The organism is uncultured Aurantimicrobium sp. (genome assembly GCF_936931525.1).
Taxonomy (GTDB): Bacteria; Actinomycetota; Actinomycetes; order Actinomycetales; family Microbacteriaceae; genus Aurantimicrobium.
On record NZ_CAKZII010000160.1, the window covers coordinates 17046 to 41624 of the forward strand.

Sequence of the window (24579 nt, forward strand, 5' to 3'; positions counted from 1 at the left end):
TATGAACTCTGAGTGTTATAGCGTTCTTCACATGCGCGTTGATTTATTGACCAAGGAATATCCGCCTGAGATTTATGGCGGTGCAGGCGTACATGTCGCTGAGCTCGTGAAAGCACTTCGTACTTCTCTCGATGTCCAGGTTCGCTGTTTTGGTGCTCAACGCGAAGAAGCCGATGTCACCAGTTACTCCGTGCCTTCAGATTTGGTTGCCGCAAACCCTGCACTCCAAACCATTGGAGTAAATCTCCTCATGGCCAATGACACAGCTGGGGCTGACCTTGTTCACTCGCACACCTGGTACGCCAATGAAGCTGGGCGAGTTTCGCAACTACTTCACGGTATTCCTCATGTCATCACTGCTCACAGTCTTGAGCCTCTTCGTCCATGGAAAGCGGAACAACTTGGTGGTGGGTATCGACTTTCAAGTCAGATAGAGAAATCCGCTTATGAGGCAGCTGATGCTGTTATTGCTGTGAGTGCCGGCATGCGCCAAGACATTTTGCGCAGCTATCCCGATATCGACCCTGACAAGGTCCATGTCGTTCACAACGGCATTGATGTTGATGCATGGGCTCCTACCTCGAATCCTCAATTGCTGGAGAAATGGGGAATTGACTCTTCCCGCCCCTCTGTTGTCTTTGTCGGACGAATCACACGCCAAAAAGGTTTGCCTTATCTCTTGGAGGCTGCAGGAAGGCTCCCTGACGAGGTTCAGCTGATTCTGTGCGCTGGAGCTCCAGATACTCCTGAAATCAAGGCTGAGGTTGAATCAAAGGTCGCTGAACTTCAGCAACAACGTGACGGTGTTGTGTGGATCTCCGACCACCTCCCTCGCCACGAACTCGCAGCAATTTTGAGCTCAGCCACCACGTTTGTGTGCCCCTCAATTTATGAACCACTTGGAATCGTAAATCTTGAAGCAATGGCATGTGGCATACCTGTTGTGGGTACAGCGACGGGTGGTATTCCTGAAGTTGTAGATGACGGCGTAACGGGTTGGCTCGTTCCCATTGAACAGCTTCAAGATGGCACTGGAACTCCCTTGCACCCTGAACAATATGTCTCAGATCTCGCTGACGCCATGCGAAACGCGGTTTCGGACCCTGAACGAGCGAAACAAATGGGAGTAGCCGCGCGCGAACGTGCACGCATTCACTTCGACTGGATGGCAATTGCAGAGCAAACACGGGCGATTTACAACCTTGTGAAGCGCTAACTCTCGTTAGCATTGAGGAATGGTTCAGGTTCTTCGATTTTCAAACACTTCTCTCGTTCGTGGTGGCAACACTGTCGTGAACAACCTGAACTGGGAGGTAACCAGCGATCAGCGTTGGATTATTCTCGGTGCGAACGGTGCGGGAAAAACTTCTCTGCTTGATATGGCAGCTGGATGGGATATCCCTTCAGCTGGCCAGGTTTCAGTTCTTGACGAAGATCTTGCAACTGCAGATCCAGAGTGGCTTCGTCCTCGAGTTGGTTATGCCTCTTCGAGTATGTCCAAGCGCATTCCTCCCACAGACACAGTTTCAGATGCCGTGATCACTGCAGCTTATGCAGCTGCAGAGCGACGCGGAGAACAATTCGAAGAACTCGATATTCGCCGCGCACGACGTGTTCTTGCCGAATGGCGTCTTGAAGAACTGTCAGATCGCACTGTTGATTCTCTTTCAGAAGGTGAAGCAAAGCGTCTACAAATTGCGCGCTCGATCATGACTGACCCTGAGCTGCTTCTCCTTGATGAGCCCACAGCAGGACTCGATTTAGGTTCCCGTGAAGAAATTATGCAGATGTTGGGATTCTTTGCAGGAAACCCTTCTGCGCCCGCCATTGTGATGGTTACGCACCATGTTGAAGAGATTCCTCGTGGATTCACCCACGTTCTTCTTGTCAAAGACGGGGGAGCGGCGTATGCCGGACCAATCGCGTCAACTTTGACTAGTGAGAACCTGACTGACGTCTTTGGGGTGACGGTCACGGTGTACAACAACGATGGTCGCTACTCTGCACAAGCAACTCTCTAAGTTTCTGATAACATTGTGAGTCGGCCTGGTTCGTAAGGCGAATGGCCGCAAGCTTTTGTTCCTCACACCATGTGTTGAGCAACCTCCCTATTGAAGGAAAACCTGATGAAGTCTGACATTCACCCCGAGTACGCACCCGTCGTCTTTCACGACCTTGCTTCGGGCGAGTCGTTCCTGACCCGTTCCACTCTCACCAGCTCAAAGACCACTACGTGGACTGACGGCAACGAGTACCCCATCATTGACGTTGAAATCTCAAACGCTTCTCACCCGTTCTACACCGGTAAGCAGCGCATCATGGACTCCGCTGGTCGTGTTGAGAAGTTCAACAAGCGCTTTGCTGGTTTCGGTCAGTAAGTTCTCTAGACATCAAGAAAGCCCGGTCATTGACCGGGCTTTCTTCGTTAAGTTGTAGGTTCTAGCGCACAGGCCAAAGACCGTCTCCTGGGTAGACCGGTAGATTCTGACTTCTGCGCCAGGTGGCGTAGCTTTCTGCTTGTTCCTTCGCCCACACCACTTGTAGATCGTGAAGTTCAGAAGCTGGGTATGCAAGGTCAGCAGCATACTTCTTGCCGATAGCTTGAGCTACACGGCCAGCTGCAATCGCATCTGCTGCAGCATCGTGTGCGTCCGTAAGCTCTACACCGTAGTGAGCAGCTGCTGCTTCGAGAGTTCTCTTGCCCTTGCGATACTTATCTACTTGCTTATCAATGATGAGTGGGTCGATCACGGGTGAGGGTAACTCAAGGGGGTCAAAGCCGTAACGCTTTGCTTCTCGATCCAAAATCGTGAAGTCATAAGCTGCGTTGTAAGCAACCACGCCAATTCCTTCACCCAAGAAGCCTTGAAGCTTGGTCAATATTTCGAAGATGCTGTCTGCCGCAGGAGCACCCTCCGCTCTCATCCGCTCAGTCGTGATGCCATGAACAGCTGTTGCTTGCTCGGGAATATCTATCCCACAGTTGATGAGCCAGTTAGTTGTGTCTTCAACTTCGCCATAGGGATTCAACACACTGATGTTCGCAGAGACGATACGAGTAGTCTCGGGAGCAATGCCGGTTGTTTCGGTATCAAAAACAGCAATAACGTTGGCCCATTCGGGCAGTCCTGTGTTGGTCACGTAACTTACTCTAGGTTCTAGCCCCGAGATGAGCCGGGTAGGGACTCGGTGCGCCTACACTTGAGGCAATGCCTGCTCACTCTCCTTATGCTCAGAAACTCTCTGTAATCCCAACAGAAGAGTCATCTGTGGTTGTTGATGGAAAGCGCACACATTATTGGGAATATGGAAACAAGAATTCGCCCCTCCAGCTGGTCATGATTCATGGCTTTAGAGGCGATCATCACGGGTTAGAACCCATCGTGGCTGAATTGGGGTCTGACGTTCACGTGATCATTCCTGACCTGCCAGGCTTTGGTATTTCTCAAGCGCTCCCGTCACCGGCAGACATCAGTTCATATTCCACGTGGCTCAGCCACTTTCTCAGTGCTTTGCACGCTAACGATGCTGTGATTCTTGGACACTCATTTGGCTCCATTGTTGTTGGAGCTGCGCTTTCTGATGGTTTACCCAATAAGAAAGCGATCTTGATTAATCCGATTGCAGCGAATGCACTCAAAGGTCCACGCGGAATAATGACGCGTTTAGCAGTTCTCTACTACAAAGCTGCAGCAGCACTTCCATCAGGTGCGGGCTATGCCTTGCTCAAAAACAAAACTATTGTTCGGGTGATGAGTGAAACTATGGCGAAGACGAAGGACCCCAACCTTCGCCAGTGGATACATGAGCAGCATGATCAGTATTTCTCGCTCTTTGAGTCACGTGATTCTGTTCTTGAAGCCTTTGAGACATCTGTATCTAATGATGTTTCACAGTTCGCTCCCGGAATCCATCAAGAACTCATGATGCTCGTTGCAGACAAAGATGACATCACTGCGTTACCCGAACAAAAACTATTAGCTTCTCGCATTCCTGGAACCCGTTTAGAAATTGTGGAAGGCGTGGGACATCTCGTCCACTACGAAGCTCCTGATTTTGCAGCTCAACACATTAGAGATTTCCTGGGTCTCACGGCAGCAGCATGAAAATAGCTTTCGATTGCCGCTACGTTCGCACTGATCATCACGATGGTATTTCCCGGTTCAGCGCACGTTTGGTTGAACAAATGGCCCCTCTCGTTACAGAACGAGGAGATGAGCTTCTCATGCTGATCAGCGATGAGAAACAACTAGCGTTTCTGCCTGAGCTGCCTTTCACTGTCGTGAGTTCGCCTACGAGCCCGCGCGAACCTTTTGTTGCTAGTCAGATCAATAAATTAGAACCTGACATTGTGTTCAGTCCTATGCAGACCATTGGTGCTCGTGGGAGAAAATACAAGCTTGTCCTCACCGTTCATGACTTGATTTACTACAGCCATCCAACTCCTCCAAGGCAGTTCTCGTGGCCGATCCGTTTGCTCTGGCGGCTCTATCACACCGCGTGGTGGCCTCAGAAGATGCTGTTAGCTCATAGCGATGCAGTAGTCGCGGTTTCAGAAACAACCAAGAAACTCATTGTGGAGAACAAGCTCACGACAAAGCCAGTCTTTGTTGTTCACAACGCTGCAGATCAACCTTCTGCTGAAATCGTGATCAGCTCACCTTCAAAGAGATCTCGTTCCATTGTGTATATGGGTTCCTTTATGCCGTACAAAAATGTTGAAACTTTAGTTAAGGCTGTTGCTCTTCTTCCCGATTTCACTCTTCATCTCACAAGCCGAATCTCAGAACAGGACCGTCAGCGTCTTTCAGCTCTCGCACCTGAAGCTCAGATTCACTTCCATAACGGCACAACGGACGAGGATTATTTCGACCTCTTGTCACATGCAACAGCTTTGGTGAGCGCTTCACGAGATGAAGGTTTTGGAATCCCGCTTGTTGAAGCAATGAGCATTGGAACGCCGATTGTGGTGTCAGATATTTCGATCTTTCACGAAATTGGGGGAGAGGCTGCACTCTTTGCTCCAGCAGATTCCCCTGAAGCTTTTGCGGAAAGAATCACTTCGCTCACTGAGCCACACACGTGGCAAGACATCTCTGAGAAGAGCGTAAAACAGGCAGCCCATTTCAGCTGGAAGAAATCCGCCGGCGAGCTACTCGATGTCCTCGTAAAGGTTTCCCGCACCTAAGCTCAGCGCAAGGGAACTCAACACATCACTTGTGCCGGCTTCCAGCTTGATGGAAGCCTTTTTGTCACCCTTGGTTTCTCCACGATTCACGATGATGATGGGCATACGCTGCCGTTTTGCCTGGTCAAGAAGCCGAATTCCTGAATTTACCGCTAGAGAAGAACCGGCAATGAGCAGAACATTCGCTCTTTTGATCAAACTCGAGGCGGCGGTAAAAACCTTAGGTGGAACAAACTCACCAAAAAAGACCACATCGGGCTTGAGCATTCCACCGCATACGGTGCACTCAGGTACTTGAACTGAACTGTAATCGGTCACATCCACATCACCGTCTGGCGCCAAAACAATATTGCTTAATTCATCAAGCCAAGGATTGAGTTCGCTGAGTTTGGACTCAACGCCGGATCGGTCGAATTGTTGGCCACATTCCAAACAGACCACGCGGTCCAAGCTCCCGTGTAGATCAACTACGTGAGAACTTCCTGCTCGACGGTGGAGCCCATCAACATTCTGGCTGATTACACCTTCGATGATTCCAGCTTGTTCCATCGCAGCGAGGGCAAGGTGGCCTTGATTGGGTTGTGCATCAGAGAATGATTTCCAACCCACGTGGGCACCTGCCCAATAGCGTTGGCGAAAAGAGTGTCCTGAAAGGAAATCTCCAATATTCATTGGAGTACGTTTAGACGCTCCCTTGCCGCGATAGTCAGGGATGCCTGAGTCAGTCGAGACTCCTGCTCCCGTCAATACAGCAACACGGCGACCAGCAATGAGCTCCACCAAGGACTCAATGCCCTCGACATGAGTGTTGTGCTCCAGAATTGCGGCCATGGCCGCAAGCCTAAAACACTTGCGTTTCATTCATGTTTCGAGTTACTGCCAAACTGAGTGCATGGCTTCTGTTGTGCACATCACTGATCTATCCCACAACGGACTCCAAGATTATGTCGGTTTGACTGATGTTGCGCTTCGAAAGGTTTCTGAACCAGAACGTGGCCTCTACATAGCCGAGTCAAGCAAAGTCATTCAACGTGCAATACATGCAGGACATGTGCCACGTTCAGTTTTACTGCAAGAGCAATGGTTAGAAGATATAGAGCCACTCGTTTCATCTTTCGATGACTGTGTCATTTATGTCGGCTCCAGTGAGCTCCTTCAGGCCCTCACCGGCTTTGAGATGCACCGAGGTGCCCTGGCATCCATGCATCGCCCAGAGTTACCTTCCGTCTCGGATCTGTTGGAAGATGCGAAAAGGATTGTTGTCCTCGAGGACATCGTTGATCACACAAATGTAGGTGCGATTTTCCGGGCTGTGGCAGGTCTTGGAGCAGATGCTGTGCTGATAACTCCTCGCTGTGCTGACCCTCTCTATCGCCGTTCAGTGAGAGTTTCCATGGGTACTGTTTTGCAGGTTCCGTGGACACGTTTACCGGAATGGCCAGAAGCCAGAAATCTTCTTCATGAAGCAGGATTCCATATTGCTGCCATGGCTCTGGCGGATGATGCTGTTTCCCTTCGCGACTTTGCACTTCATCAACCAGAGAAGATTGCTCTTGTATTCGGGTCCGAGGGAGATGGGTTAAGTCATCAAGCACTTGAGGCGTGCGACACAGTCGTAACCATTCCCATGCTTCATGGGGTCGACTCTCTCAACGTCGCTTCAGCTAGCGCAGTGGCTTTATATGCACTTACCGACTAGTCGGCACTGCAAGTTCGTAATTCTTTCTTAGTATTGGTTCATCATGACCGGTGAACAGACGCATATTGGCTCGTTCGCCGCAGAACATCTTTCTCCCGCATACCCTGCCCGTGCCCCTTGGGGCACAGCTGAAAACCTCCGAGCCTGGCAAACAGAGGCCCTTGATGCCTATTTCCAGAACGAGCCCAAAGATTTTCTTGCCGCTGCAACTCCAGGTGCTGGCAAGACGACCTTTGCACTTCGTTTAGCTACAGAGCTTTTGCGCCGAAGAACTATTGATCGCATTACCGTAGTCACACCCACTGAGCATCTCAAAACGCAATGGGCAGATGCTGCACACAAAGTTGGTATTCGCCTGAATCCACATTTCAGCAATGCTCACAAACGTCACAGCAAGCAATTCCACGGTGTTGCCGTGACGTATGCGCAAATAGCGATGAAGGCCCACATCCACCAGGAGCTCACGGATTCAGCGCGAACACTGGTGATCATGGATGAAGTACACCATGGAGGCGATGCACTGAGCTGGGGTGACGCATTACGTGTAGCTTTCAGTCGCGCAGAACGACGTCTTTCGCTTACAGGCACACCGTTCCGCAGTGATACTGCTCCCATCCCTTTCGTCAGCTACCTCCCTGACCGTGATGGTGTCTTAGTTTCACAAACAGATTATGACTATGGCTACGGACGAGCTCTTCAAGATGGTGTTGTTCGCCCGGTCATGTTTATGGTTTATGCCGGTTCGATGCGTTGGCGAACCAGGGCCGGCGATGAAATGGAAGCTCGGCTAGGTCAAGACAACACTAAGGACGTCACCTCTCAAGCGTGGCGTGCTGCTCTCGATCCAGGCGGGGACTGGATTCCTCAGGTTATGCAGGCAGCAAATAATCGCCTCACTGAAGTTCGCCAGTCGATTCCTGATGCTGCAGGTCTTGTCATTGCAACCGACCAAGATGACGCCAGAGCATATGCACAAGTGCTGTTAGAGCTCACCGGAGAAGAACCTACGGTTGTGTTGAGCGATGAAGCCGGCGGTGGTCAGAAGATTGACACGTTCTCAGCGGGAACTTCACGCTGGATGGTTGCCGTCCGCATGGTTTCTGAAGGTGTTGATGTTCCACGGCTTGCTGTTGGCGTTTATGCAACCAGTGCAGCAACACCCTTGTATTTCGCTCAAGCTATCGGTCGTTTTGTCCGCGCACGACGTCGCGGCGAGACGGCGACGGTGTTCTTGCCTAACGTTCCTCAACTGATGCAGTTGGCAGGTGAACTTGAACTTCAACGTGATCATGCCCTTGAGCGTCGCGTAAAGCCAGGCGAGAGCGAGTATCCAGAGATGGATGCGTTTGAAGAATCTCAGCGGGCAGAATCTGCTTCCGACACGTTAGAAGCGGATCTGGGGGAGTATGCCTTCCTCGGTTCTGATGCGAACTTCGACATGGTGATGTACCAAGGTGAAGAATTTGGTGGATACGCAGAACCTGGTTCACCAGAAGAACATGACTTCATCGGAATTCCTGGGATTTTGGAACCTGACCAAATTTCAGAACTTCTTCGACACCGGCAACGTCGGCAAACTCAACGTGGTGTTGGTAGATCCAGTGATGTCGCGGTCAACAAAAGCATCCCATTACACAGAAGCTTGAAAGAGCAGCGAGCACTTCTGAATTCCTTAGTTGCTTTATGGAGCAAGCAAACGTCTACACCTCACGGCATCATTCATACTGAACTGCGTCAAACATGTGGTGGTCCAGCCGTTGCTCAGGCCACAGTTGCCCAACTTCAGTCCCGAATTGATCTCATGCGTCGTCGGATTTCATCACCTGTCAAATAGCAATATCTTCTACTTTTTCTTGCGACACACCCAATATGTAGTGGTTCAATAACTACTTGAAGGTTGTGCAGCAGTACTATTTTCTACATGTCTTGCATCAGATTTAACACACCAGCACAACGTGCACAGCTCGATGCTCTCAAAGCAGATAAGAAGCTGAACGAGACTGCTGTGGCTAAATTCCTCGGTCCAGAGTTTGGTGAGAGCAAAATTAATCGTCTCCGCACCATGGCCGTGGACAAAAACCCAAAAATCCGTGAAAGCGTCGCCCTGAGCTATCACGTTCCTGAAGACGTGATGTGGGCTTTAGCCAAGGACAAAAACGAAGGTGTCAGGATCTGCGTTGCGCGAAACGAAACCACTCCGTGTGACATCTTGCGCCACCTTGCTACGGACAAGAGTGAACAAGTTCGAAGCTGGGTAGCAGTGAACTTTTTTGTCCCCCAAGACACAATGGAAATTCTTGCTTCCGACAAAAGCGAATCTGTGCGCAAGCTAGTTGCGTGGAAGGCAGATTTAGCTCAGCAAGAATTAGTCTCGGCCTAGCAAGTCAAACAAAGAAGCCCCGGTCTATTGACCGGGGCTTTTCTCTGTGCGCGAAGGGGGACTTGAACCCCCACGTCCTTACGGACACTAGCACCTCAAGCTAGCGCGTCTGCCATTCCGCCACCCGCGCAGGTGATGGTGTTTTACCACCGAGAGACAACATTAGCACGAAGAAATATGCTCCATGTTCACGTGGCGTTGAGTCGGCTCTCCATTTGCTCGTTAGTGTCATGTTTATGGGATTTTTCGAGGCACTTTTTCTTGGGTTTGTTCAGGGACTAACTGAATTTATTCCCGTTTCAAGCTCGGCACATCTCAGAATCATCGGAGAATTTCTTCCCAACGGGGGAGACCCAGGAGCCACGTTTACGGCTATTACTCAGCTGGGCACAGAAACCGCTGTTGTTGTGTATTTCTGGCGTGACCTTGTTCGAATCGTGAAACATTGGTTCTTAGCATTGGTCAGGAAGTTGCCCCGAAATGATCCGGATGCACGAATGGGCTGGCTCATCATTGTGGGATCGCTCCCCATCGTTGTTCTGGGATTAGTCTTCCAAGACGAAATCGAGACGACGCTTCGTTCGTTGTGGATCGTCGCAACGATGTTGATTGTCTTCGGCATTTTGTTAGGCATTGCAGATGTTGTCGGAAAGAAAACGAAAAACCTGCAACAGCTCACGGTAGGCCGCGGAATAGTCTTTGGTTTCGCACAGGCTTTAGCTTTGATTCCAGGTGTATCTCGCTCCGGTGGCACCATCACAGCCGGACTCTTTATGGGATTCAACAGAACGTCTGCAGCCCGTTATTCGTTCTTACTCGCACTGCCTGCAGTGTTCGGTAGTGGTCTTTACCAACTGGCCAAGAGTTTCAACGAACCACAAGTGTTTACAGGGATAGAGACTCTAGCTGCCACAGTGGTGGCGTTTATCGTTGGCATTGGAGTTATTGCATTCCTAATGAACTGGCTTGGAAAGCACAGTTTTTGGCCATTTGTTGTCTATCGCTTAGCTCTTGGTGGAACTCTGTTGGCTCTCCTGGCAACCGGAGTAATCCAAGGCTAAACGCCTTTAGGGGGTTCTGTACCTTCGCCGGGTTTGTCGGTGGAGCGCAGGAATCTTTCAAACTCTTGTGCCAGTGATTCTCCAGTTGCCTCTGGCGAATCAACCATGTCTCGGGCTTGCTCGAGCTGAGCAATGTAAGACGACATATCTTCGTCTTCAGCCGCGAGCTTATTGATGTTTTCTTCCCACTCCGCTGCTTCGGAGACAAGCTCACCACGTGGAATGACGACGTCCACAATCTCTTCGAGTTTGTCAATGAGCGCAAGAGTTGCTTTAGGGCTCGGTCCTTGGTGGACATAGTGAGGAACAGAAGCCCAGATGGCAACAGTTGGAATATCTGCTTCCTCGGCTGCTGCTGCAATGACACTCAAAATACCTACAGGGCCTTCATAAGTACTTCGCTCGACATCGAGTGCGTGACGAACATCAGCATTTTCGCTAGAAACAAAGGTAGAAATCGGCCTCGTGTGTGGGACGTCAGCCAGCATTGAACCCAACAAGACAATGGCAGAGATGTCTGCAGCCAGTGCGATATCCAGAATTTCGTTCGTAAAAGTCAACCAATTGCGGCTTGGTTCTACTCCCTGAAGGAGATAAATGTTGTTCGCATTGGCACCTGTTACATCGAGTATTAGATCTTCCGAGACACTCTCATCAAGATCGGCTGGAACCATCGGGGCATAGAGAATCGAAGTTGGCCAGGTAAGCGACCTGTTTCCGTCATCATCGAAACCGATCGTAGGTCGATTGAATTGGAAGTCGTAATACGTTTCTGGGTCAACGGTATGAAGCGCAATAACATCAAGCTGTTCCTGAAGAGTCGTTACAGCTGAGCTTGCTGCCTCTCCGGCATCATTCCAGCCTTCAAATGCGACAACAAGAAGTCGTCCTCGGAATGGATTACGTGCTGTGCTCACTGTGGGGAACCCCGTTCTACTTCGCTTTCAAGAATACTCAGGTCTGCCGACAAGTAGTCTTGTTCAGTGAGCAGTAACGAAACCTCTTTATCCATCAAGCCCGAAGCGATTCTCTGGGACATGGACGGCACCATTGTCGATACCGAAGATTATTGGATCGTTGCTGAACTAGAACTGGTCCAACTTTTTGGTGGTTCCTGGACTCACGAAGATGGCATCAAAGTCATTGGACAAGGTTTGCCCGAAACGGCAGCAATCATGCAACAACATGGAGTAAATCTCTCCATCGACGAGATCATTCAGGCTCTCACTAACCGTGTCCTTGAACAACTTGAGGTTGCTGTTCCTTGGCGGCCTGGCGCTGTTGAACTGATGCATCAGTTTCAAGCCATAGGTATTCCTCAAGCAATGGTCACTATGTCTATTGAGAGAATGGCTCGGGCAGTGATCGCGATGATTCCCGGGCAGCCACTGACAGAAGTTGTGGCCGGTGATAATGTCCTCAAATCCAAACCAGATCCAGAGGCATATCTTTTAGGCTCAAGCAAGTTGAATGTAGATATTTCGCGATGTGTAGCGTTCGAGGATTCACCGTCAGGATGCAGGGCAGCCTATAGTTCCGGCGCAGTCACCTTTGGTGTCACAAATCTTGTCTCTCTTGAAGGAATTTCCACAGACATCACACTCGACACACTTGCTGGTGTCTCGGCTGAACAAGTATTTGACATATTCGCAGCAAAACGAGGACTGAATTCATGACACACGCAAACACTCCTCGCTACATGCCTGGACCATTTCGAGCAGGGGATAGGTGCCAACTCACCGACCCCAAGGGCAAAATCAATACAGTTTCACTCAAGCACGGAGACGAATTCCATACACACCGAGGTGTAGTAAAGCACGAAGACATCATTGGTTTGCCTGATGCTTCTGTCGTGCTGAACAGCTCTGGCGTCGAGTATTTGGTCATGCGACCACTTCTGGTCGACTTTGTCATGTCCATGCCTCGTGGTGCTGCAATTATTTATCCCAAAGAAGCTCAGGCGATTTTGGGGCAAGCAGACATATTTCCCGGTGCACGAGTTGTAGAAGCAGGCGTAGGTTCAGGTGCACTTTCCTTGTGGCTGCTTCGCGCTATCGGTCCTCAAGGTTTCTTGTATTCCTTCGAGCGTCGAGAAGAATTTGCGGAGATTGCTCGAGCAAATGTTTCCACTTTCCACGGTTACACTCCTGAAAACTGGTCAGTTACGGTTGGAGACCTTCAAGACGCCTTACCCATGACCGTAAAGCCAGGTGAAGCCGACCGTGTCGTTCTCGACATGCTTGCGCCCTGGGAATGTGTCGACATGGCTGCAGATGCTCTCGTACCTGGTGGAGTAGTGCTGATGTATGTCGCCACAGTCACGCAACTTTCGAGAGTTGTCGAGGCCTTGCGAGAAACCGGTCAGTTCTCTCACCCACAGTCCAGTGAAACCATCGTTCGTGGTTGGCATGTCGAAGGACTAGCAGTTCGTCCTGAACATCGAATGATTGGCCACACCGCCTTTTTGGTGACAGCCCGAAAATTAGCTCCTGGAACAGTTCTTCCCGATCTGAAGAGACGAGCTTCCAAGAGCGATTTCAGCGCGGAAGATCTCGAAGCGTGGACCCCCGGCGTCTTGGGCGGCAGAGAAATAAGCCCAAAGAGCCTCCGTAAGCGTGTGCGATCAGCTACCGAAAGTGCAGAACTTTCACAGGCTTCAGACAGCTCGTCGCCAGCTGAATAACCCCGGGGACACATAGGCTAGAAACTGCGTGAGGAACATTCCTCACAATGATTTTTTGCGAGGAATTGTGCGTCGGAGTTCAGCCCTTATTGTCAGCATCGCTCTGATTGCAGGTTTATCTGCTTGTAGCACTGCGACTTCAGATCCATCATGCACGCCACTTGCTGAATCTGGCTCTGCTGTGGACAAGGTCAAAGTCAGTGGTGGTTTCGGTGAGCTGCCTACCGCTGAGTTCCCCACACCTCTCACTACCTCTAAGACAGAGCGAAAGATTCTCGTCAAAGGTGACGGTGCTCCAGCTTTACCGGGTGGAGCTGTCACTCTTGACTTCACGATTTACAACGGAGAAACCGGTGACATTCTTGGGCAGACCAAGTATGACGGAACAGATCTTCAGACGTCCTCGTTGGACGACAACAGCTTGATCCATGGTTTGGTCGCAACCATTCAATGTGCTCCGGCAGGCAGCCAAATAGTTTCAGTCATTGCGCCCACTGATCTTCTTGACCAAAATGGTGCACCTGTTGGGGACTTGGGCAAAGACACCAGCTTGGTTGTCGTTGCAGATCTTGTTTCTACAAGCCTTGCCCGCGCAAATGGTAAAGATCAACCCGCTCAAGATGGCTTCCCTGCGGTCGTTCTTGACGCTGATGGTGTCCCTGGAATCACAGTTCCTAGCTCTCAAGCTCCTACAGATCTTAAAGTAGAAGTACTCAAGAAGGGCGATGGTCCTGTCGTTCAAGCTGGCTCGTCTGTAACCGTGCATTACACCGGTGTTCTATGGAGTGACGGCACTGTATTCGACTCAAGCTGGTCTCGAAAGACCCCAGCAACGTTCAGCCTCAACGGTGTCGTTCCAGGTTTCGCTCAAGCACTTGAAGGACAAACCGTGGGGTCGCAGATTGTGGCCATAATTCCGCCTGATTTGGGTTACGGAAACCAAGACAATGGAACGATTCCTTCAGGTTCAACTCTTGTCTTTGTTATCGACATCCTTGGTACTACCCCTTAGGTCGAGTAATCATGTCGCGCAGTGAGATCAGAGTTAAGAAAGAAGACCGGTTATTCAGTCTTATTCTTGCTTTGGTGTCCTCTCGTGAAGGATTGACCAAGACAGAAATTTTGAAGACTGTTCGTGGTTACAGCGACATTTTTGACTACAGCGGCAATACGGCTTTGGACAAGATGTTCGAGCGCGATAAAGACGAGATACGTTCCATGGGCGTCATCATCGACACTTTGGAGCTACCTGAAGAAGAGGGTCAAACCCACAACATTCGGTATTCCATTTCACGTCAGAACTATGACTTTCCAGAAGGCCTTACTTTCACTTCTGATGAACTCACACTGCTCAACGTAGCTGCAACGGCATGGCGCGAGGCATCTCTCTCCAATGATTCTCGACACGCACTGACCAAGATCAAGTCGTTAGGTGTTTCTGCCAATGACCCCTTGATTGGTGTTGCTCCTCACATCAGAACAAATGATCGTGCCTTCGCAACAATTGAAGATGCTTTAGAGAATGAGCTCATTCTCACATTCAGCTACCTCAAACCAGGCCAGAGCAAACCTGAACAACGAACAGCATCCCCGCTAGCAGTTCTGAACTGGGGAGGTCTTTGGTACGTCCTAGCTTTCGATATGGACGTACAAGCAGAACGCACTTTCCTTCTCAAGCGCATTATTTCTGCCCCCACTCGAATACCGCAGAAAACACACCCTCGTTCTCCTGAAAACTATGCGCAGCGCCTTCGGAATGAACTTGAAGACATAACTCGAAAGAACCAAGCGTCTATCTCTGTTCGTTCCGGTTCGGATGCTCAACTACGTCTTTCCGCCAAATATGGGCAAGCTCGGCATGAAACAGTTCTGACTTTTGGATATTCAGATCTTGAACTTCTGGCAGACGAGCTCATACTTTTCGGTGACCAAATCACCGTGATTTCACCTCCTGCACTCGTAGATTCTTTACGCTCTCGGTTGGAACTCATCTCTTCTCACCACAGAGGAGATAACTGATGGCTTCTCAACCGCGACTTGAGGCAGCAGATCGCGTCACCCTGTTGATGTCTTTTGTTCCTTACCTCATAGAGCAAGGAGCTATTCCTGTGTCTCAACTGGCTCAACACTTCGACATCACAGCTGGCCAGGTAGAAGAACTTGTTCAACTTTTGGCCATGTCGGGAGTTCCTGGAGATGACGGTTATTACCAACATCAAGATCTTTTCGATATCAATTGGGATCTCTTTGAAGAGCACAAGGTAGTTGAACTCTGGCAGCACGTTGCAGTTGACGCTACTCCTCGATTTTCGGCCCGTGAAGCGGCCGCATTACTTGCTGGTCTTCAATATATTTCTGGAATTGTGCCTGAACGAGACAAGGGCATCATTGACAGACTTGTAGCCAAGATTTCCTCTGGGGCTTCTGCTTTGCCCGAAAATCTGTTGATTACACCAGCAGCTGTTCCTGTGGATCTCGATGTCATTCGTGATGCTGTGTCTTCAGGTTTGAGCGTCCATTTTGTGTATCAAAATGCTTCAGGTGAAAAGAACCCTCGGACGGTAGATCCTCTACGCCTCGATCTTGTGGGGGAGTCCTGGTACCTGCGTGGGTGGTGTCATGATCGTTCGGCTCTGAGAACATTTCGATTAGACCGAATTTCTGAGCTCTCAATTTCACACGATTCGATCGTCACCCAGCTGACTGCTTCAGATTTATCTGATGAACTTTTTGACATCAAAGAAACTGATATCCGTGTTCGGTTCGCTATAGAAGAATCTGCACTCTCTCTTCTTTCGGCCTACCACCCCGTTGTTATTGGTTCTCACGGAACTGAGACGCTGGAAGTTGAAGTAGCTTTTAGCGATCTTGCGAGTGTTCCAATATTCGTTGCACAGATTCCAGGTTCGATTTCTGTACTGTCCCCAGCTGAGGCAATTTCAGCTGTGAGCTTATGGGCTAAGCAGGCACTACAGAGCTATAACGCCTAAACTAAAGACAACACCTTCGCACCAATTCATAAGGAAGTACAGATGCTAGGAAATCTCTCCGGTTGGCACTTGCTCATCATCATTGCCATCATTCTGTTGTTGTTCGGTGCACCCAAACTTCCAGGTCTTGCTCGTTCACTCGGACAGTCCATGCGTATCTTCAAGAGCGAAGTTAAGCAGATGAAGGAAGATGGTCAGACTCCATCTGACTCCAGCTCCACCGACTCAAGCGACTCTTCAAAGTCCGCTTAGTAGCCCATGGCGGCACGGCAGACAAAAGCCTCCCGGCGTGAAGGAAAGATGTCCTTGGGTGGACATCTTGTAGAACTTCGCAAAAGGCTGTATTTCTCTGCCCTTTTCATCGTCATTGGTGCTGTTCTAGGTTGGTTTTCTGCTGATTTCCTTCTCGCTCAGCTACGTGAACCCATTTTTCTCGTTGCCTCTGAACAAGGTCGAGTAGCAACTCTGAACTATGACGGCATAACCAGTGCCTTTGATCTCAAGCTACAGATTGCTTTTACGGTCGGCATTGTTATCTCGAGTCCATTCTGGCTTTACCAAATTTGGGCATTCTTTATGCCTGGCCTGACCAAACGTGAAATCAAATACACATTGGGATTCATGTTCAGTGCAATTCCTTTATTCCTCGCAGGCTGCGCAGCAGGCTGGTATGTCTATCCTCATATCGTTGCCTTGATGACAAGCTTTGCGCCCAGTGATGATGCCACCATCATTACCGCCAAAACGTATTTCGATTTTGTGCTCAAATTAGTTCTCGTCGTGGGTGTGGCATTTGTGTTGCCAGTCTTTCTCGTCTTGTTCAATTTTGCAGGCCTCTTATCTGCACAGAGCATTATCAAGTCCTGGCGAATTGCCGTTCTGGTGATAACTCTCTTTACGGCAATTGCCACTCCCGCGGCAGATGTCCTCTCGATGTTCTTGCTCGCGATTCCTATGGTTCTGCTCTATTTCTTAGCTGCAGGTATTGCCTGGCTCCATGACCGACGTACTGTCAAGAAGTCCAACGTGTATTCAGATAACGAAGCCAGTGTTCTGCCGCCATCAGAAACGTTCTCGGCGTAGCCGATGACTGAGTTATCTGCTGCTGAACGCTTCGCCCTGGCTCAAGCCCGCACGAAGACACCCCTCGTTAACGCATTTCGCGAAAAGCGGTCTTTTGATTTAGATCCCTTCCAGATAGCAGCAGCTAATGTTCTGGAAGCTGGAAATAGCGTTCTCGTTGCAGCGCCAACAGGAGCTGGTAAGACCGTTGTTGCTGAATTCGCTGTCTTCTTGGCGATGAGCACTTCAGCAGACAAGTTGTTTTACACAACGCCCATGAAAGCGTTGTCTAATCAGAAATACAATGAATTTGTTGAAGAGTGGGGTGCCGAAAATGTAGGCATTCTCACGGGTGACACCAATATCAATTCAGGTGCACGCATCGTTGTGATGACCACTGAAGTCCTTCGCAACATGCTTTATGCAGACAGTGACCTACTCAAGGATCTGCGTTTCGTCGTGATGGACGAGATTCACTACCTCGCTGACCGCTTCCGAGGTGCAGTGTGGGAAGAAGTCATCATCCACTTACCTCAGCACGTACGACTGGTTGGCTTGAGCGCCACAGTCTCAAATGCTGAAGAATTTGGTGACTGGCTTCAAGCAGTCCGAGGTGACACTGACATCATTGTTTCTGAGGACAGGCCTGTACCGCTTGATCAGCATGTTTTGGTTGGTAACAAGTTCATAGACCTCTTCGACGGTTCGACAGCTGCAGCAGAACACCGTGTAAATCCAGAGCTCCTCAGACTCGCTCACTCCAATCAACGTGCTCCTCATATGCGTTCAGCCGGACGAAACGCACATCGTGGCGGTCGGAACAACCGTCCGCAATACGCACAAAACCAACCCATGCAAGGACGCATGGAACGAGCAGACATCATTGAACTGCTTTCTGAAAAGAACTTGCTTCCCGCAATTTCCTTCATCTTCAGCCGTGCTGGCTGTGACCAAGCCGTTTCGCAAGTGTTGAGATCTGGCATCAGGCTGACTGATCCTGAAGAGCGCGAAATCATCCGTGAAATCGCTGAAGACAGATGTAGTGCCATCGCCGATGAAGACCTGGGTGTGCTCGGGTATTGGGATTGGCTTGACGGCCTCGAACGTGGAGTGGCCGCTCACCATGCAGGCCTGTTGCCGGCGTTCAAAGAAGTAGTCGAAGAACTGTTCCAAAAGAAGTTAGTCAAGGTTGTTTTCGCAACAGAAACACTTGCGTTGGGCATCAATATGCCGGCACGTACTGTTGTGTTAGAGAAGTTAGAAAAATTCAATGGCGAGGCACGAGTGCCGCTCACACCAGGTGAATACACGCAACTCACGGGAAGAGCTGGGCGTCGCGGCATCGATGTCGAAGGTCATTCACTCATTCAATGGGCGAACAATCTAGACCCACAAACAGTTGCCTCTCTTGCGAGCAGACGAACTTACCCGCTGAATTCAAGTTTCAGGCCGACATACAACATGGCCATCAACTTGATTGAACAATTTGGCCGGAACCGAACCAGAGAAATCTTAGAAAGTAGTTTCGCTCAGTTCCAAGCCGACAGAGCTGTTGTTGATCTTGCTCGCAAAGTCAAACAACAAGAAGAGACTTTGGCAGGTTATGCAGAGCCGATGACCTGTCATCTGGGCGATTTTGCAGATTACGCTACTCTGCGACGCACACTCACAGATGTAGAAAAGCAAACCGAATCTGGCTCACGTGCAGCTAAAGAAAAACGAAGTGCCGAACTGAATTCTTTGCGTAAGCAAATGAAAAGTCATTCCTGTCACCACTGTCCTGACCGAGAGAATCATGCGCGTTGGGCTGAAAGATGGTGGCGTCTCAAGAGAGAAACAGACAAGCTCGTCCAGCAGATCAATACACGTACAGGGGCGGTCGCTCGAATCTTTGACAGGGTCTGTGACGTTCTCGTGGACATGGACTATCTCATGAAAGATCCCCAGGGCACAGAATTCTCTCTCACCCCCAAGGGGGAGTCGCTGGGCAAGATCTACGGTGAGCGTGACCTGTTGATCGCTGAAAGTATTCGTCTTCAATTATGGGACCAACTCGATGCACCAGGACTGGCGGCTATGGCATGTGCCATCGTCTTCGAACCACGTCGAGAAGAAGGTCTCGTGAATGAAAGATACCTTCCACGTGGAAAATTTATTGACGCCCTTCATGAAACTCAAAACCTCTGGTCAGACCTCGAAGAGTTAGAGAATTATCACAAGTTGCCGGGCACTAACCCCCTCGCTACTGGGCTTTCATTGGCTATGTACAAATGGGCAAAGGGGTCTCGTTTGGATGACGTTCTCTTTGATGCAGATATGCCTGCAGGTGATTTTGTTCGGTGGTCAAAGCAGACCATTGATTTACTCGACCAACTAGCTCAGGTCACAACTGGTGAGCTACAGAAGACCGCTCGATTAGCTCTTGATCAGGTACGCCGTGGCATTGTTGCCTATTCGACGGTGATCTAAATGAAGAAACTCACATTCTGGCTTTCACTCCCGCTGGCAGTCATTTCTGGTTTTGCCTTGCAGGGCGCTTTTCCTGCTACCAATTTCTGGCCCTTAGCTTTTGTTGGTGTTTTTCTCCTGTTGTGGGCTTTGCTTGGTCGTGGCTTCTGGACAGGTTTCATCATTGGGACTGTTGCGGGAGCGACGTTCTGGTTGTCGTTGATCAATTGGTTGACCTTGTATCTCGGGCCAGTACCGTGGCTAGCGTTGGGCATTTTGCAGGCCATATTCTTTGGTTTCGGTGCTGCACTCATTGGTTTGGCAATAAATAGAGGGCCCCTGCGATGGCCTTCACGTTGGGGTCGACTTGGCATCCTGAGCATCGTGATTGCGTCCATATGGACTTTGCGTGAAAGCATCACGAGTGTGTGGCCTTATGGGGGGTTCTCGTGGGGCAAATTGGCTCAGTCGCAGTCTGAAAGCCCGCTCTCTCATGACGTAGCGTGGGTCGGTACAGCGGGTTTAAGCTTCATCGTCGCTTTGTCGGCAACCTTGGTTTTCCAAGTTTTGCGTGAAAAGAAGCGGTCACTTCTGGTCGTTCCCATCTTGTTTTTTGTGGTTGCTATTGCTGTTCCCCCTGTTGAAATATCAATCTCAGGAACAACTAATGTCTTGGCCGTCCAAGGGAATTCCAAAGCAGGGTTGTTTGATCACGGGCAACCAGGAGACATTCTTCAAGATCACGTCACTGGCTCGCTACCTTATGCCGGGGAAGACATTGACATGGTTGTCTGGCCAGAAAATGCTAGTGATGTTGACCCACTTCAGTCCGAGCTTGCTGCGTTGATGCTGACGACCGTGTCAAAGAAATTAGACGCTCCGATTGTGGCGGGCACGATTACAAACACGAAGGCTGGGGAATATTTCAATTCCTCTTTAGTGTGGTCGAACGGGCTCGACGCTCAATACGACAAAATTCACCCCGTGCCATTTGCTGAATACATGCCAAATCGAGAGTTGTGGCGGACCTTCCAGCCCGATCTTGTTGATCTCGTTACCCGTGATTATTCCTTTGGCAAACGTCCCAATGTTGTGGATATCAACGGTGTTTTAGCAGGTGTGGCCATCTGTTTTGACATCACTGATGATCAACAGGCATACCAAATGATTGATGGGGGAGCACAGATTATCCTTGCTCAAACCAACAACGCAGATTTTGGCAAAACGTCAGAGAATTTGCAGCAATTGGCCATTGCACGATTGAGGGCAATCGAGACTGGGCGTTCTGTTGTCAACATCTCAACAGTAGGTACGTCAGCAATCATCTCTCCCTCAGGCGAAACCTTAGATTCCATTCCTGCCTACCAACCTGGCGCAATGCTGGATGCTGTTCCTTTGAGCTCCTCCGTCACACCGGCAATGCAGTTTGGACGCGTCATTGAATGGTCCATTGGTGCTATTGCACTTGTCGGTTTGTTGCTCATTCTGTTGCGCAGAAAGCCCTAGAATTGAAGCTCAAATGCTTACGAAACTGGAGTGAAGATGGGTAAGGAAAACGATTCTTTCGTCCACCTTCACGTTCACTCCGAGTATTCAATGCTTGATGGCGCGGCTCGAGTCAAACCACTGATTAATGCTGCAGTTGAGGCAGGAATGCCTGCCATTGCGATTACCGACCATGGCAACATGTTTGGCGCTTACGATTTTTGGAATACAGCTACGGACGCTGGTATCAAACCGATCATTGGTACCGAGGCATATCTCACGCCGGGAACTCATCGTTCTGACAAGACACGTATTCGCTGGAACAACGGTGGCGATGATGATGTCTCTGGTGGTGGTGCTTATACGCACATGACTTTGCTTTCTTCATCGACAGAAGGCATGCACAATCTCTTCAAAATGTCTTCTTTGGCGTCCCTTGAGGGTTATTACTTCAAGCCTCGTATGGACCGTGATCTTCTCAACACATACGGAAAAGGACTTATCGCCACCACTGGCTGTCCAGGTGGAGAAATTCAGACGCGTTTACGTATCGGGCAATACGCCGAAGCTCGAGCCGCAGCGGCAGAATTTCGTGACATCTTTGGCGCAGAGAACTTCTTTGTCGAGATTATGGACCACGGTCTAGATATCGAGCGTCGAGTCGTTACAGACCTGATCAAGCTTTCAAAAGATCTCGGTTTACCGCTCGTTGCTACCAACGATTTGCACTACACACATGCTCACGATGCAGACGCACATGCTGCGTTGTTGTGTGTCCAGTCGGGATCAACCCTCGACGATCCAAACCGCTTCAAGTTTGAATCGAATGAGTTTTACCTCAAGTCAGCTGCGGAGATGCGCCGCTTGTTCGCGGACTATCCAGAAGCCTGTGACAACACCCTCCTGATCGCAGAACGCTGTGAAACGAGTTTCGAAAAGCGCGATCTCATGCCCAGATTCCCGGTTCCAGAGGGTGAAACCGAAGCTTCATGGTTTGAGAAAGAAGTTGAAGCGGGGCTGAAGCGGAGGTTCCCTCAAGGTGTTTCTGATGCCCATAAGGCACAAGCCAAATATGAAGTAGACGTCATTATCCAGATGGGCTTCCCCGGATACTTCTTAGTGGTTTCAGACTTCATTGCATGGGCTCGCCAACAAGGAATCCGAGTAGGACCAGGGCGTGGATCAGCTGCTGGTTCGCTTGCTTCTTATGCAATGGGAATCACAGAGCTTGACCCCCTGCACCACGGACTAATTTTTGAGCGCTTCCTGAACCCTGAACGTGTGTCGATGCCCGATGTGGATGTTGACTTCGATGATCGTCGTCGTGGTGAGGTCATTCGATATGTGACCGAGAAGTACGGCAGTGACCGTGTTGCACAAATTGTGACCTACGGAACAATCAAAGCTAAGCAAGCATTGAAAGATTCTTCTCGAGTCCTTGGTATGCCCTACTCGGTGGGGGAGAAGCTCACTAAAGCCATGCCTCCCTCGATTATGGGCAAGGACATCACCTTGACCGAAATCATGGACCCACAGGCCCCTCGCTATAAAGAAGCTGCTGATTTCCGTTCTGTTCTTGCATCAGATGTTGATGCACAAACAGTGTTCAATACTGCTCAAGGTATTGAAAACTTGAAGCGTCAATGGGGTGTTCACGCCGCTGGCGTGATCATGTCAGCAGAACCGCTCATGGATGTCATCCCCATCATGAAGCGCGAAGATGACGGCGCCATCATTACACAGTTTGATCAGCCGCCTTGTGAGTCTTTAGGTCTTCTCAAAATGGACTTCCTGGGCCTGAGAAACCTGACTGTTATTCAAGATGCCCTCGTGAACATTCAAAACAACCGTGGCATCACGGTTGAACCTGAACTCTTGGATTTAGATTCCGATCCGGCTACGTACGAATTGCTCTCACGCGGAGACACCCTCGGTGTATTCCAGCTTGATGGCGGCCCCATGCGTGCACTTCTTCGGCAACTAAAACCCACAAACTTCGAAGACATCTCTGCAGTTATTGCTCTTTATCGTCCTGGCCCTATGGGTATGAACTCGCACACTAACTACGCACTGCGTAAAAATGGTCTGCAGGAGATTGAACCCATTCACCCAGAACTGGAAGAACCTTTATCTGAGATCTTGGGCACAACCTACGGTCTGATTGTGTATCAAGAACAAGTTATGGCTGTTGCGCAGAAGGTTGCAGGATTCACCCTGGGGCAAGCGGACGTTTTACGTCGCGCTATGGGTAAAAAGAAGAAATCAGAACTGGATAAGCAATTCGCAGATTTTGAAGCAGGAATGCTCTCAAACGGTTATTCAGCACCTGCGGTGAAAATCCTGTGGGATACCCTGATGCCCTTCGCAGACTACGCCTTCAATAAGGCACACTCTGCTGGTTATGGTGTCCTCAGCTACTGGACTGCGTACCTCAAAGCCAATTTCCCTGCTGAATACATGGCTGCATTGCTCACCTCTGTTGGCGATTCAAAAGACAAGCTAGGAATCTATCTTTCTGAGTGCCGTCGTATGGGACTCAATGTACTTGCCCCCGATGTCAATGAATCAGATGGCGTGTTCTCTGCCGTTGGCCAAGATATTCGCTTTGGTATGGGAGCTATTCGTAATGTCGGCTTTGGCGTTGTCGAGCACATCAAAGCATCCCGTGCCGATAAGGGACGTTTCGACTCCTTCCATGACTTCTTGAAGAAGGTTCCAGTTCAAGTTGCCAACAAGAAGACTTTGGAATCTCTCATCAAAGCTGGCGCTTTTGATGCGATGGGAAACACGCGTCGTGCTCTCGTAGAAATACACGAAGATGCTGTGGAATCTGCCGTCAGCCTCAAACGTAATGAAGCATTAGGTCAGGTAGATCTCTTCGGTGACATGTTTGAATTCGCTGAAGAGCATTCTCAGGTTCCTGACCGACCTGAATTCACAAAGCGAGACAAATTAGCTTTCGAGCGTGAAATGCTCGGTCTTTATGTCTCGGATCATCCTTTGGCGGGATTAGAACTGCAATTGGCTAAACATGCCACCGTGACGATCAACGACCTCACCACAAGCGATTCCACAATGGACGGTGACATTGTCGTACTCGCTGGGCTGGTGACAGAAGTTCAACGACGTATTGCCAAAAAGTCAGGAAACGCTTACGGCATTATCAAACTTGAAGACTTTGGCGGCGAGATGGACATCATGCTGCTGGGGCGTACTTATCAAGAGTTTGGTCCCATGCTCGAAACCGACCTAGTTCTTGCGGTGAAAGGTCGTGTCAACGTCCGTGATGACGGTTTGAATATTCAGGCCATGAGCATGTTTGTTCCCGATGTTGGAACAGTAGTGGGGCAGCAGGGACCACTCAATCTTGTTCTTCCAGAAGTTCGTGCTACTTCAGCAACAGTTGCAGAGCTCTCCGCTGTGCTTAAACGTCACCCAGGAGACAGCGAAGTACGACTGAGACTGACGCGAGGTGCCACTGCCCGAGTTTTTGAGTTGCCTACAAAGGTAAATATTTCTGCAGATCTCTATGGTGAGCTGAAATCCCTCCTCGGTCCAGGATGCCTGGGCTAGCGGAATTAGA

22 protein-coding genes and 1 tRNA gene are annotated in these 24579 nt (G+C 49.9%); 19 read left to right on the forward strand and 4 right to left on the reverse strand.

The window, feature by feature from the left end:
• Positions 1-31 precede the first annotated feature (31 nt).
• The 3 genes from glgA (at position 32) to Q0362_RS08125 (ending at position 2378) form a co-directional block, all read left to right on the forward strand.
• Positions 32-1216 (forward strand): glycogen synthase, encoded by a 1185-nt coding sequence (gene glgA, locus Q0362_RS08115; RefSeq protein ID WP_298122391.1) that lies wholly within the window; start codon positions 32-34, stop codon positions 1214-1216.
• 19 nt (positions 1217-1235) lie between these two features.
• Positions 1236-2021 carry an ABC transporter ATP-binding protein gene (locus tag Q0362_RS08120; RefSeq protein ID WP_298122393.1) on the forward strand — a complete coding sequence of 262 codons (786 nt, stop codon included), beginning with the start codon at positions 1236-1238 and terminating at the stop codon, positions 2019-2021.
• A 105-nt stretch (positions 2022-2126) separates the two neighbouring features.
• Positions 2127-2378 carry a type B 50S ribosomal protein L31 gene (locus Q0362_RS08125; protein WP_110233403.1) on the forward strand — a complete coding sequence of 84 codons (252 nt, stop codon included), beginning with the start codon at positions 2127-2129 and terminating at the stop codon, positions 2376-2378.
• Between the two features lie 61 nt (positions 2379-2439).
• Here the strand turns inward: Q0362_RS08125 and Q0362_RS08130 are convergent, their stop codons facing one another.
• Positions 2440-3141, reverse strand: coding sequence for an exonuclease domain-containing protein (locus tag Q0362_RS08130; protein WP_298122396.1), 702 nt, complete (start codon positions 3139-3141; stop codon positions 2440-2442).
• A 68-nt stretch (positions 3142-3209) separates the two neighbouring features.
• On the opposite strand from Q0362_RS08130, the gene Q0362_RS08135 reads away from it, so the two are divergent.
• Both Q0362_RS08135 and Q0362_RS08140 read left to right on the forward strand, forming a co-directional pair.
• The gene (locus Q0362_RS08135; protein ID WP_298122398.1) at positions 3210-4106 is read left to right on the forward strand and encodes an alpha/beta fold hydrolase; all 897 of its coding nucleotides are present in this window, start codon (positions 3210-3212) and stop codon (positions 4104-4106) included.
• A gap of 80 nt (positions 4107-4186) precedes the next feature.
• Positions 4187-5188 carry a glycosyltransferase family 1 protein gene (locus Q0362_RS08140; protein ID WP_366099794.1) on the forward strand — a complete coding sequence of 334 codons (1002 nt, stop codon included), beginning with the start codon at positions 4187-4189 and terminating at the stop codon, positions 5186-5188.
• Here Q0362_RS08140 and Q0362_RS08145 read toward each other — a convergent pair.
• Positions 5153-6019, reverse strand: coding sequence for a Sir2 family NAD-dependent protein deacetylase (locus tag Q0362_RS08145; RefSeq protein WP_298122404.1), 867 nt, complete (start codon positions 6017-6019; stop codon positions 5153-5155). The two genes, Q0362_RS08140 and Q0362_RS08145, sit on opposite strands and share 36 nt — an antisense overlap.
• Before the next feature lie 61 nt (positions 6020-6080).
• Here Q0362_RS08145 and Q0362_RS08150 point away from each other — a divergent pair, with 61 nt between their 5' ends.
• The 3 genes from Q0362_RS08150 to Q0362_RS08160 all read left to right on the forward strand — a co-directional run bounded on the left by Q0362_RS08150 (position 6081) and on the right by Q0362_RS08160 (position 9267).
• A complete protein-coding gene (locus tag Q0362_RS08150; RefSeq protein ID WP_298122406.1) occupies positions 6081-6887 on the forward strand; it encodes an RNA methyltransferase in 807 nt (268 codons plus the stop codon).
• 43 nt (positions 6888-6930) lie between these two features.
• Positions 6931-8721: a DEAD/DEAH box helicase gene (locus tag Q0362_RS08155; RefSeq protein ID WP_298122408.1), complete on the forward strand. Its 1791-nt coding sequence runs from the start codon at positions 6931-6933 to the stop codon at positions 8719-8721.
• 87 nt (positions 8722-8808) lie between these two features.
• Positions 8809-9267 carry a hypothetical protein gene (locus Q0362_RS08160; protein WP_298122410.1) on the forward strand — a complete coding sequence of 153 codons (459 nt, stop codon included), beginning with the start codon at positions 8809-8811 and terminating at the stop codon, positions 9265-9267.
• Between the two features lie 47 nt (positions 9268-9314).
• Here Q0362_RS08160 and Q0362_RS08165 read toward each other — a convergent pair.
• Positions 9315-9397 (reverse strand) — tRNA-Leu (locus Q0362_RS08165).
• 106 nt (positions 9398-9503) lie between these two features.
• On the opposite strand from Q0362_RS08165, the gene Q0362_RS08170 reads away from it, so the two are divergent.
• Complete coding sequence (locus tag Q0362_RS08170) at positions 9504-10328, forward strand: undecaprenyl-diphosphate phosphatase (protein ID WP_298122412.1); 825 nt, start codon at positions 9504-9506, stop codon at positions 10326-10328.
• On the opposite strand, the gene Q0362_RS08175 is transcribed toward Q0362_RS08170, so the two are convergent.
• Positions 10325-11245: a PAC2 family protein gene (locus Q0362_RS08175; protein WP_298122414.1), complete on the reverse strand. Its 921-nt coding sequence runs from the start codon at positions 11243-11245 to the stop codon at positions 10325-10327. The genes Q0362_RS08170 and Q0362_RS08175 overlap by 4 nt on opposite strands.
• A gap of 66 nt (positions 11246-11311) precedes the next feature.
• Between Q0362_RS08175 and Q0362_RS08180 the strand changes: the two genes are divergently transcribed.
• The 10 genes from Q0362_RS08180 to dnaE all read left to right on the forward strand — a co-directional run bounded on the left by Q0362_RS08180 (position 11312) and on the right by dnaE (position 24569).
• Positions 11312-12004 carry an HAD family phosphatase gene (locus tag Q0362_RS08180; protein ID WP_298122416.1) on the forward strand — a complete coding sequence of 231 codons (693 nt, stop codon included), beginning with the start codon at positions 11312-11314 and terminating at the stop codon, positions 12002-12004.
• Complete coding sequence (locus tag Q0362_RS08185) at positions 12001-13011, forward strand: tRNA (adenine-N1)-methyltransferase (protein ID WP_298122418.1); 1011 nt, start codon at positions 12001-12003, stop codon at positions 13009-13011. The genes Q0362_RS08180 and Q0362_RS08185 overlap by 4 nt, the downstream gene beginning before the upstream one ends.
• A 67-nt stretch (positions 13012-13078) precedes the next feature.
• Positions 13079-14023 (forward strand): FKBP-type peptidyl-prolyl cis-trans isomerase, encoded by a 945-nt coding sequence (locus Q0362_RS08190; RefSeq protein ID WP_298122420.1) that lies wholly within the window; start codon positions 13079-13081, stop codon positions 14021-14023.
• 11 nt (positions 14024-14034) lie between these two features.
• Positions 14035-15030: a YafY family protein gene (locus Q0362_RS08195; protein ID WP_298122422.1), complete on the forward strand. Its 996-nt coding sequence runs from the start codon at positions 14035-14037 to the stop codon at positions 15028-15030.
• Positions 15030-16001: a YafY family protein gene (locus Q0362_RS08200; protein ID WP_298122425.1), complete on the forward strand. Its 972-nt coding sequence runs from the start codon at positions 15030-15032 to the stop codon at positions 15999-16001. Before Q0362_RS08195 ends, Q0362_RS08200 begins: the two co-directional genes overlap by 1 nt.
• 42 nt (positions 16002-16043) lie before the next feature.
• Positions 16044-16253, forward strand: coding sequence for a Sec-independent protein translocase subunit TatA (tatA, locus tag Q0362_RS08205; RefSeq protein ID WP_280795166.1), 210 nt, complete (start codon positions 16044-16046; stop codon positions 16251-16253).
• Positions 16254-16259: 6 nt separating this feature from the next.
• Positions 16260-17084 carry a twin-arginine translocase subunit TatC gene (tatC, locus tag Q0362_RS08210; RefSeq protein ID WP_366099795.1) on the forward strand — a complete coding sequence of 275 codons (825 nt, stop codon included), beginning with the start codon at positions 16260-16262 and terminating at the stop codon, positions 17082-17084.
• A gap of 3 nt (positions 17085-17087) precedes the next feature.
• The gene (locus Q0362_RS08215; RefSeq protein WP_298122426.1) at positions 17088-19532 is read left to right on the forward strand and encodes an RNA helicase; all 2445 of its coding nucleotides are present in this window, start codon (positions 17088-17090) and stop codon (positions 19530-19532) included.
• The gene (gene lnt / locus Q0362_RS08220) at positions 19533-21017 is read left to right on the forward strand and encodes an apolipoprotein N-acyltransferase (RefSeq protein WP_298122428.1); all 1485 of its coding nucleotides are present in this window, start codon (positions 19533-19535) and stop codon (positions 21015-21017) included.
• A gap of 36 nt (positions 21018-21053) precedes the next feature.
• Positions 21054-24569 carry a DNA polymerase III subunit alpha gene (dnaE, locus tag Q0362_RS08225; protein WP_298122430.1) on the forward strand — a complete coding sequence of 1172 codons (3516 nt, stop codon included), beginning with the start codon at positions 21054-21056 and terminating at the stop codon, positions 24567-24569.
• Positions 24570-24579 lie beyond the last annotated feature (10 nt).

Excerpts from the sequence above, each read along its gene's own strand:
- dnaE (WP_298122430.1), top strand. The coding sequence starts at position 21,054 with ATGGGTAAGGAAAACGATTCTTTCGTCCACCTTCACGTTCACTCCGAG.
- Q0362_RS08215 (WP_298122426.1), top strand. The coding sequence starts at position 17,088 with ATGACTGAGTTATCTGCTGCTGAACGCTTCGCCCTGGCTCAAGCCCGC.
- Q0362_RS08135 (WP_298122398.1), top strand. The coding sequence starts at position 3,210 with ATGCCTGCTCACTCTCCTTATGCTCAGAAACTCTCTGTAATCCCAACA.
- Q0362_RS08170 (WP_298122412.1), top strand. The coding sequence starts at position 9,504 with ATGGGATTTTTCGAGGCACTTTTTCTTGGGTTTGTTCAGGGACTAACT.
- tatC (WP_366099795.1), top strand. The coding sequence starts at position 16,260 with ATGGCGGCACGGCAGACAAAAGCCTCCCGGCGTGAAGGAAAGATGTCC.
- Q0362_RS08145 (WP_298122404.1), bottom strand. The coding sequence starts at position 6,019 with ATGGCCGCAATTCTGGAGCACAACACTCATGTCGAGGGCATTGAGTCC.
- Q0362_RS08200 (WP_298122425.1), top strand. The coding sequence starts at position 15,030 with ATGGCTTCTCAACCGCGACTTGAGGCAGCAGATCGCGTCACCCTGTTG.
- lnt (WP_298122428.1), top strand. The coding sequence starts at position 19,533 with ATGAAGAAACTCACATTCTGGCTTTCACTCCCGCTGGCAGTCATTTCT.
- Q0362_RS08150 (WP_298122406.1), top strand. The coding sequence starts at position 6,081 with ATGGCTTCTGTTGTGCACATCACTGATCTATCCCACAACGGACTCCAA.
- Q0362_RS08195 (WP_298122422.1), top strand. The coding sequence starts at position 14,035 with ATGTCGCGCAGTGAGATCAGAGTTAAGAAAGAAGACCGGTTATTCAGT.
- Q0362_RS08125 (WP_110233403.1), top strand. The coding sequence starts at position 2,127 with ATGAAGTCTGACATTCACCCCGAGTACGCACCCGTCGTCTTTCACGAC.
- Q0362_RS08140 (WP_366099794.1), top strand. The coding sequence starts at position 4,187 with ATGGCCCCTCTCGTTACAGAACGAGGAGATGAGCTTCTCATGCTGATC.
- glgA (WP_298122391.1), top strand. The coding sequence starts at position 32 with ATGCGCGTTGATTTATTGACCAAGGAATATCCGCCTGAGATTTATGGC.
- Q0362_RS08155 (WP_298122408.1), top strand. The coding sequence starts at position 6,931 with ATGACCGGTGAACAGACGCATATTGGCTCGTTCGCCGCAGAACATCTT.
- Q0362_RS08160 (WP_298122410.1), top strand. The coding sequence starts at position 8,809 with ATGTCTTGCATCAGATTTAACACACCAGCACAACGTGCACAGCTCGAT.
- Q0362_RS08120 (WP_298122393.1), top strand. The coding sequence starts at position 1,236 with ATGGTTCAGGTTCTTCGATTTTCAAACACTTCTCTCGTTCGTGGTGGC.
- tatA (WP_280795166.1), top strand. The coding sequence starts at position 16,044 with ATGCTAGGAAATCTCTCCGGTTGGCACTTGCTCATCATCATTGCCATC.
- Q0362_RS08185 (WP_298122418.1), top strand. The coding sequence starts at position 12,001 with ATGACACACGCAAACACTCCTCGCTACATGCCTGGACCATTTCGAGCA.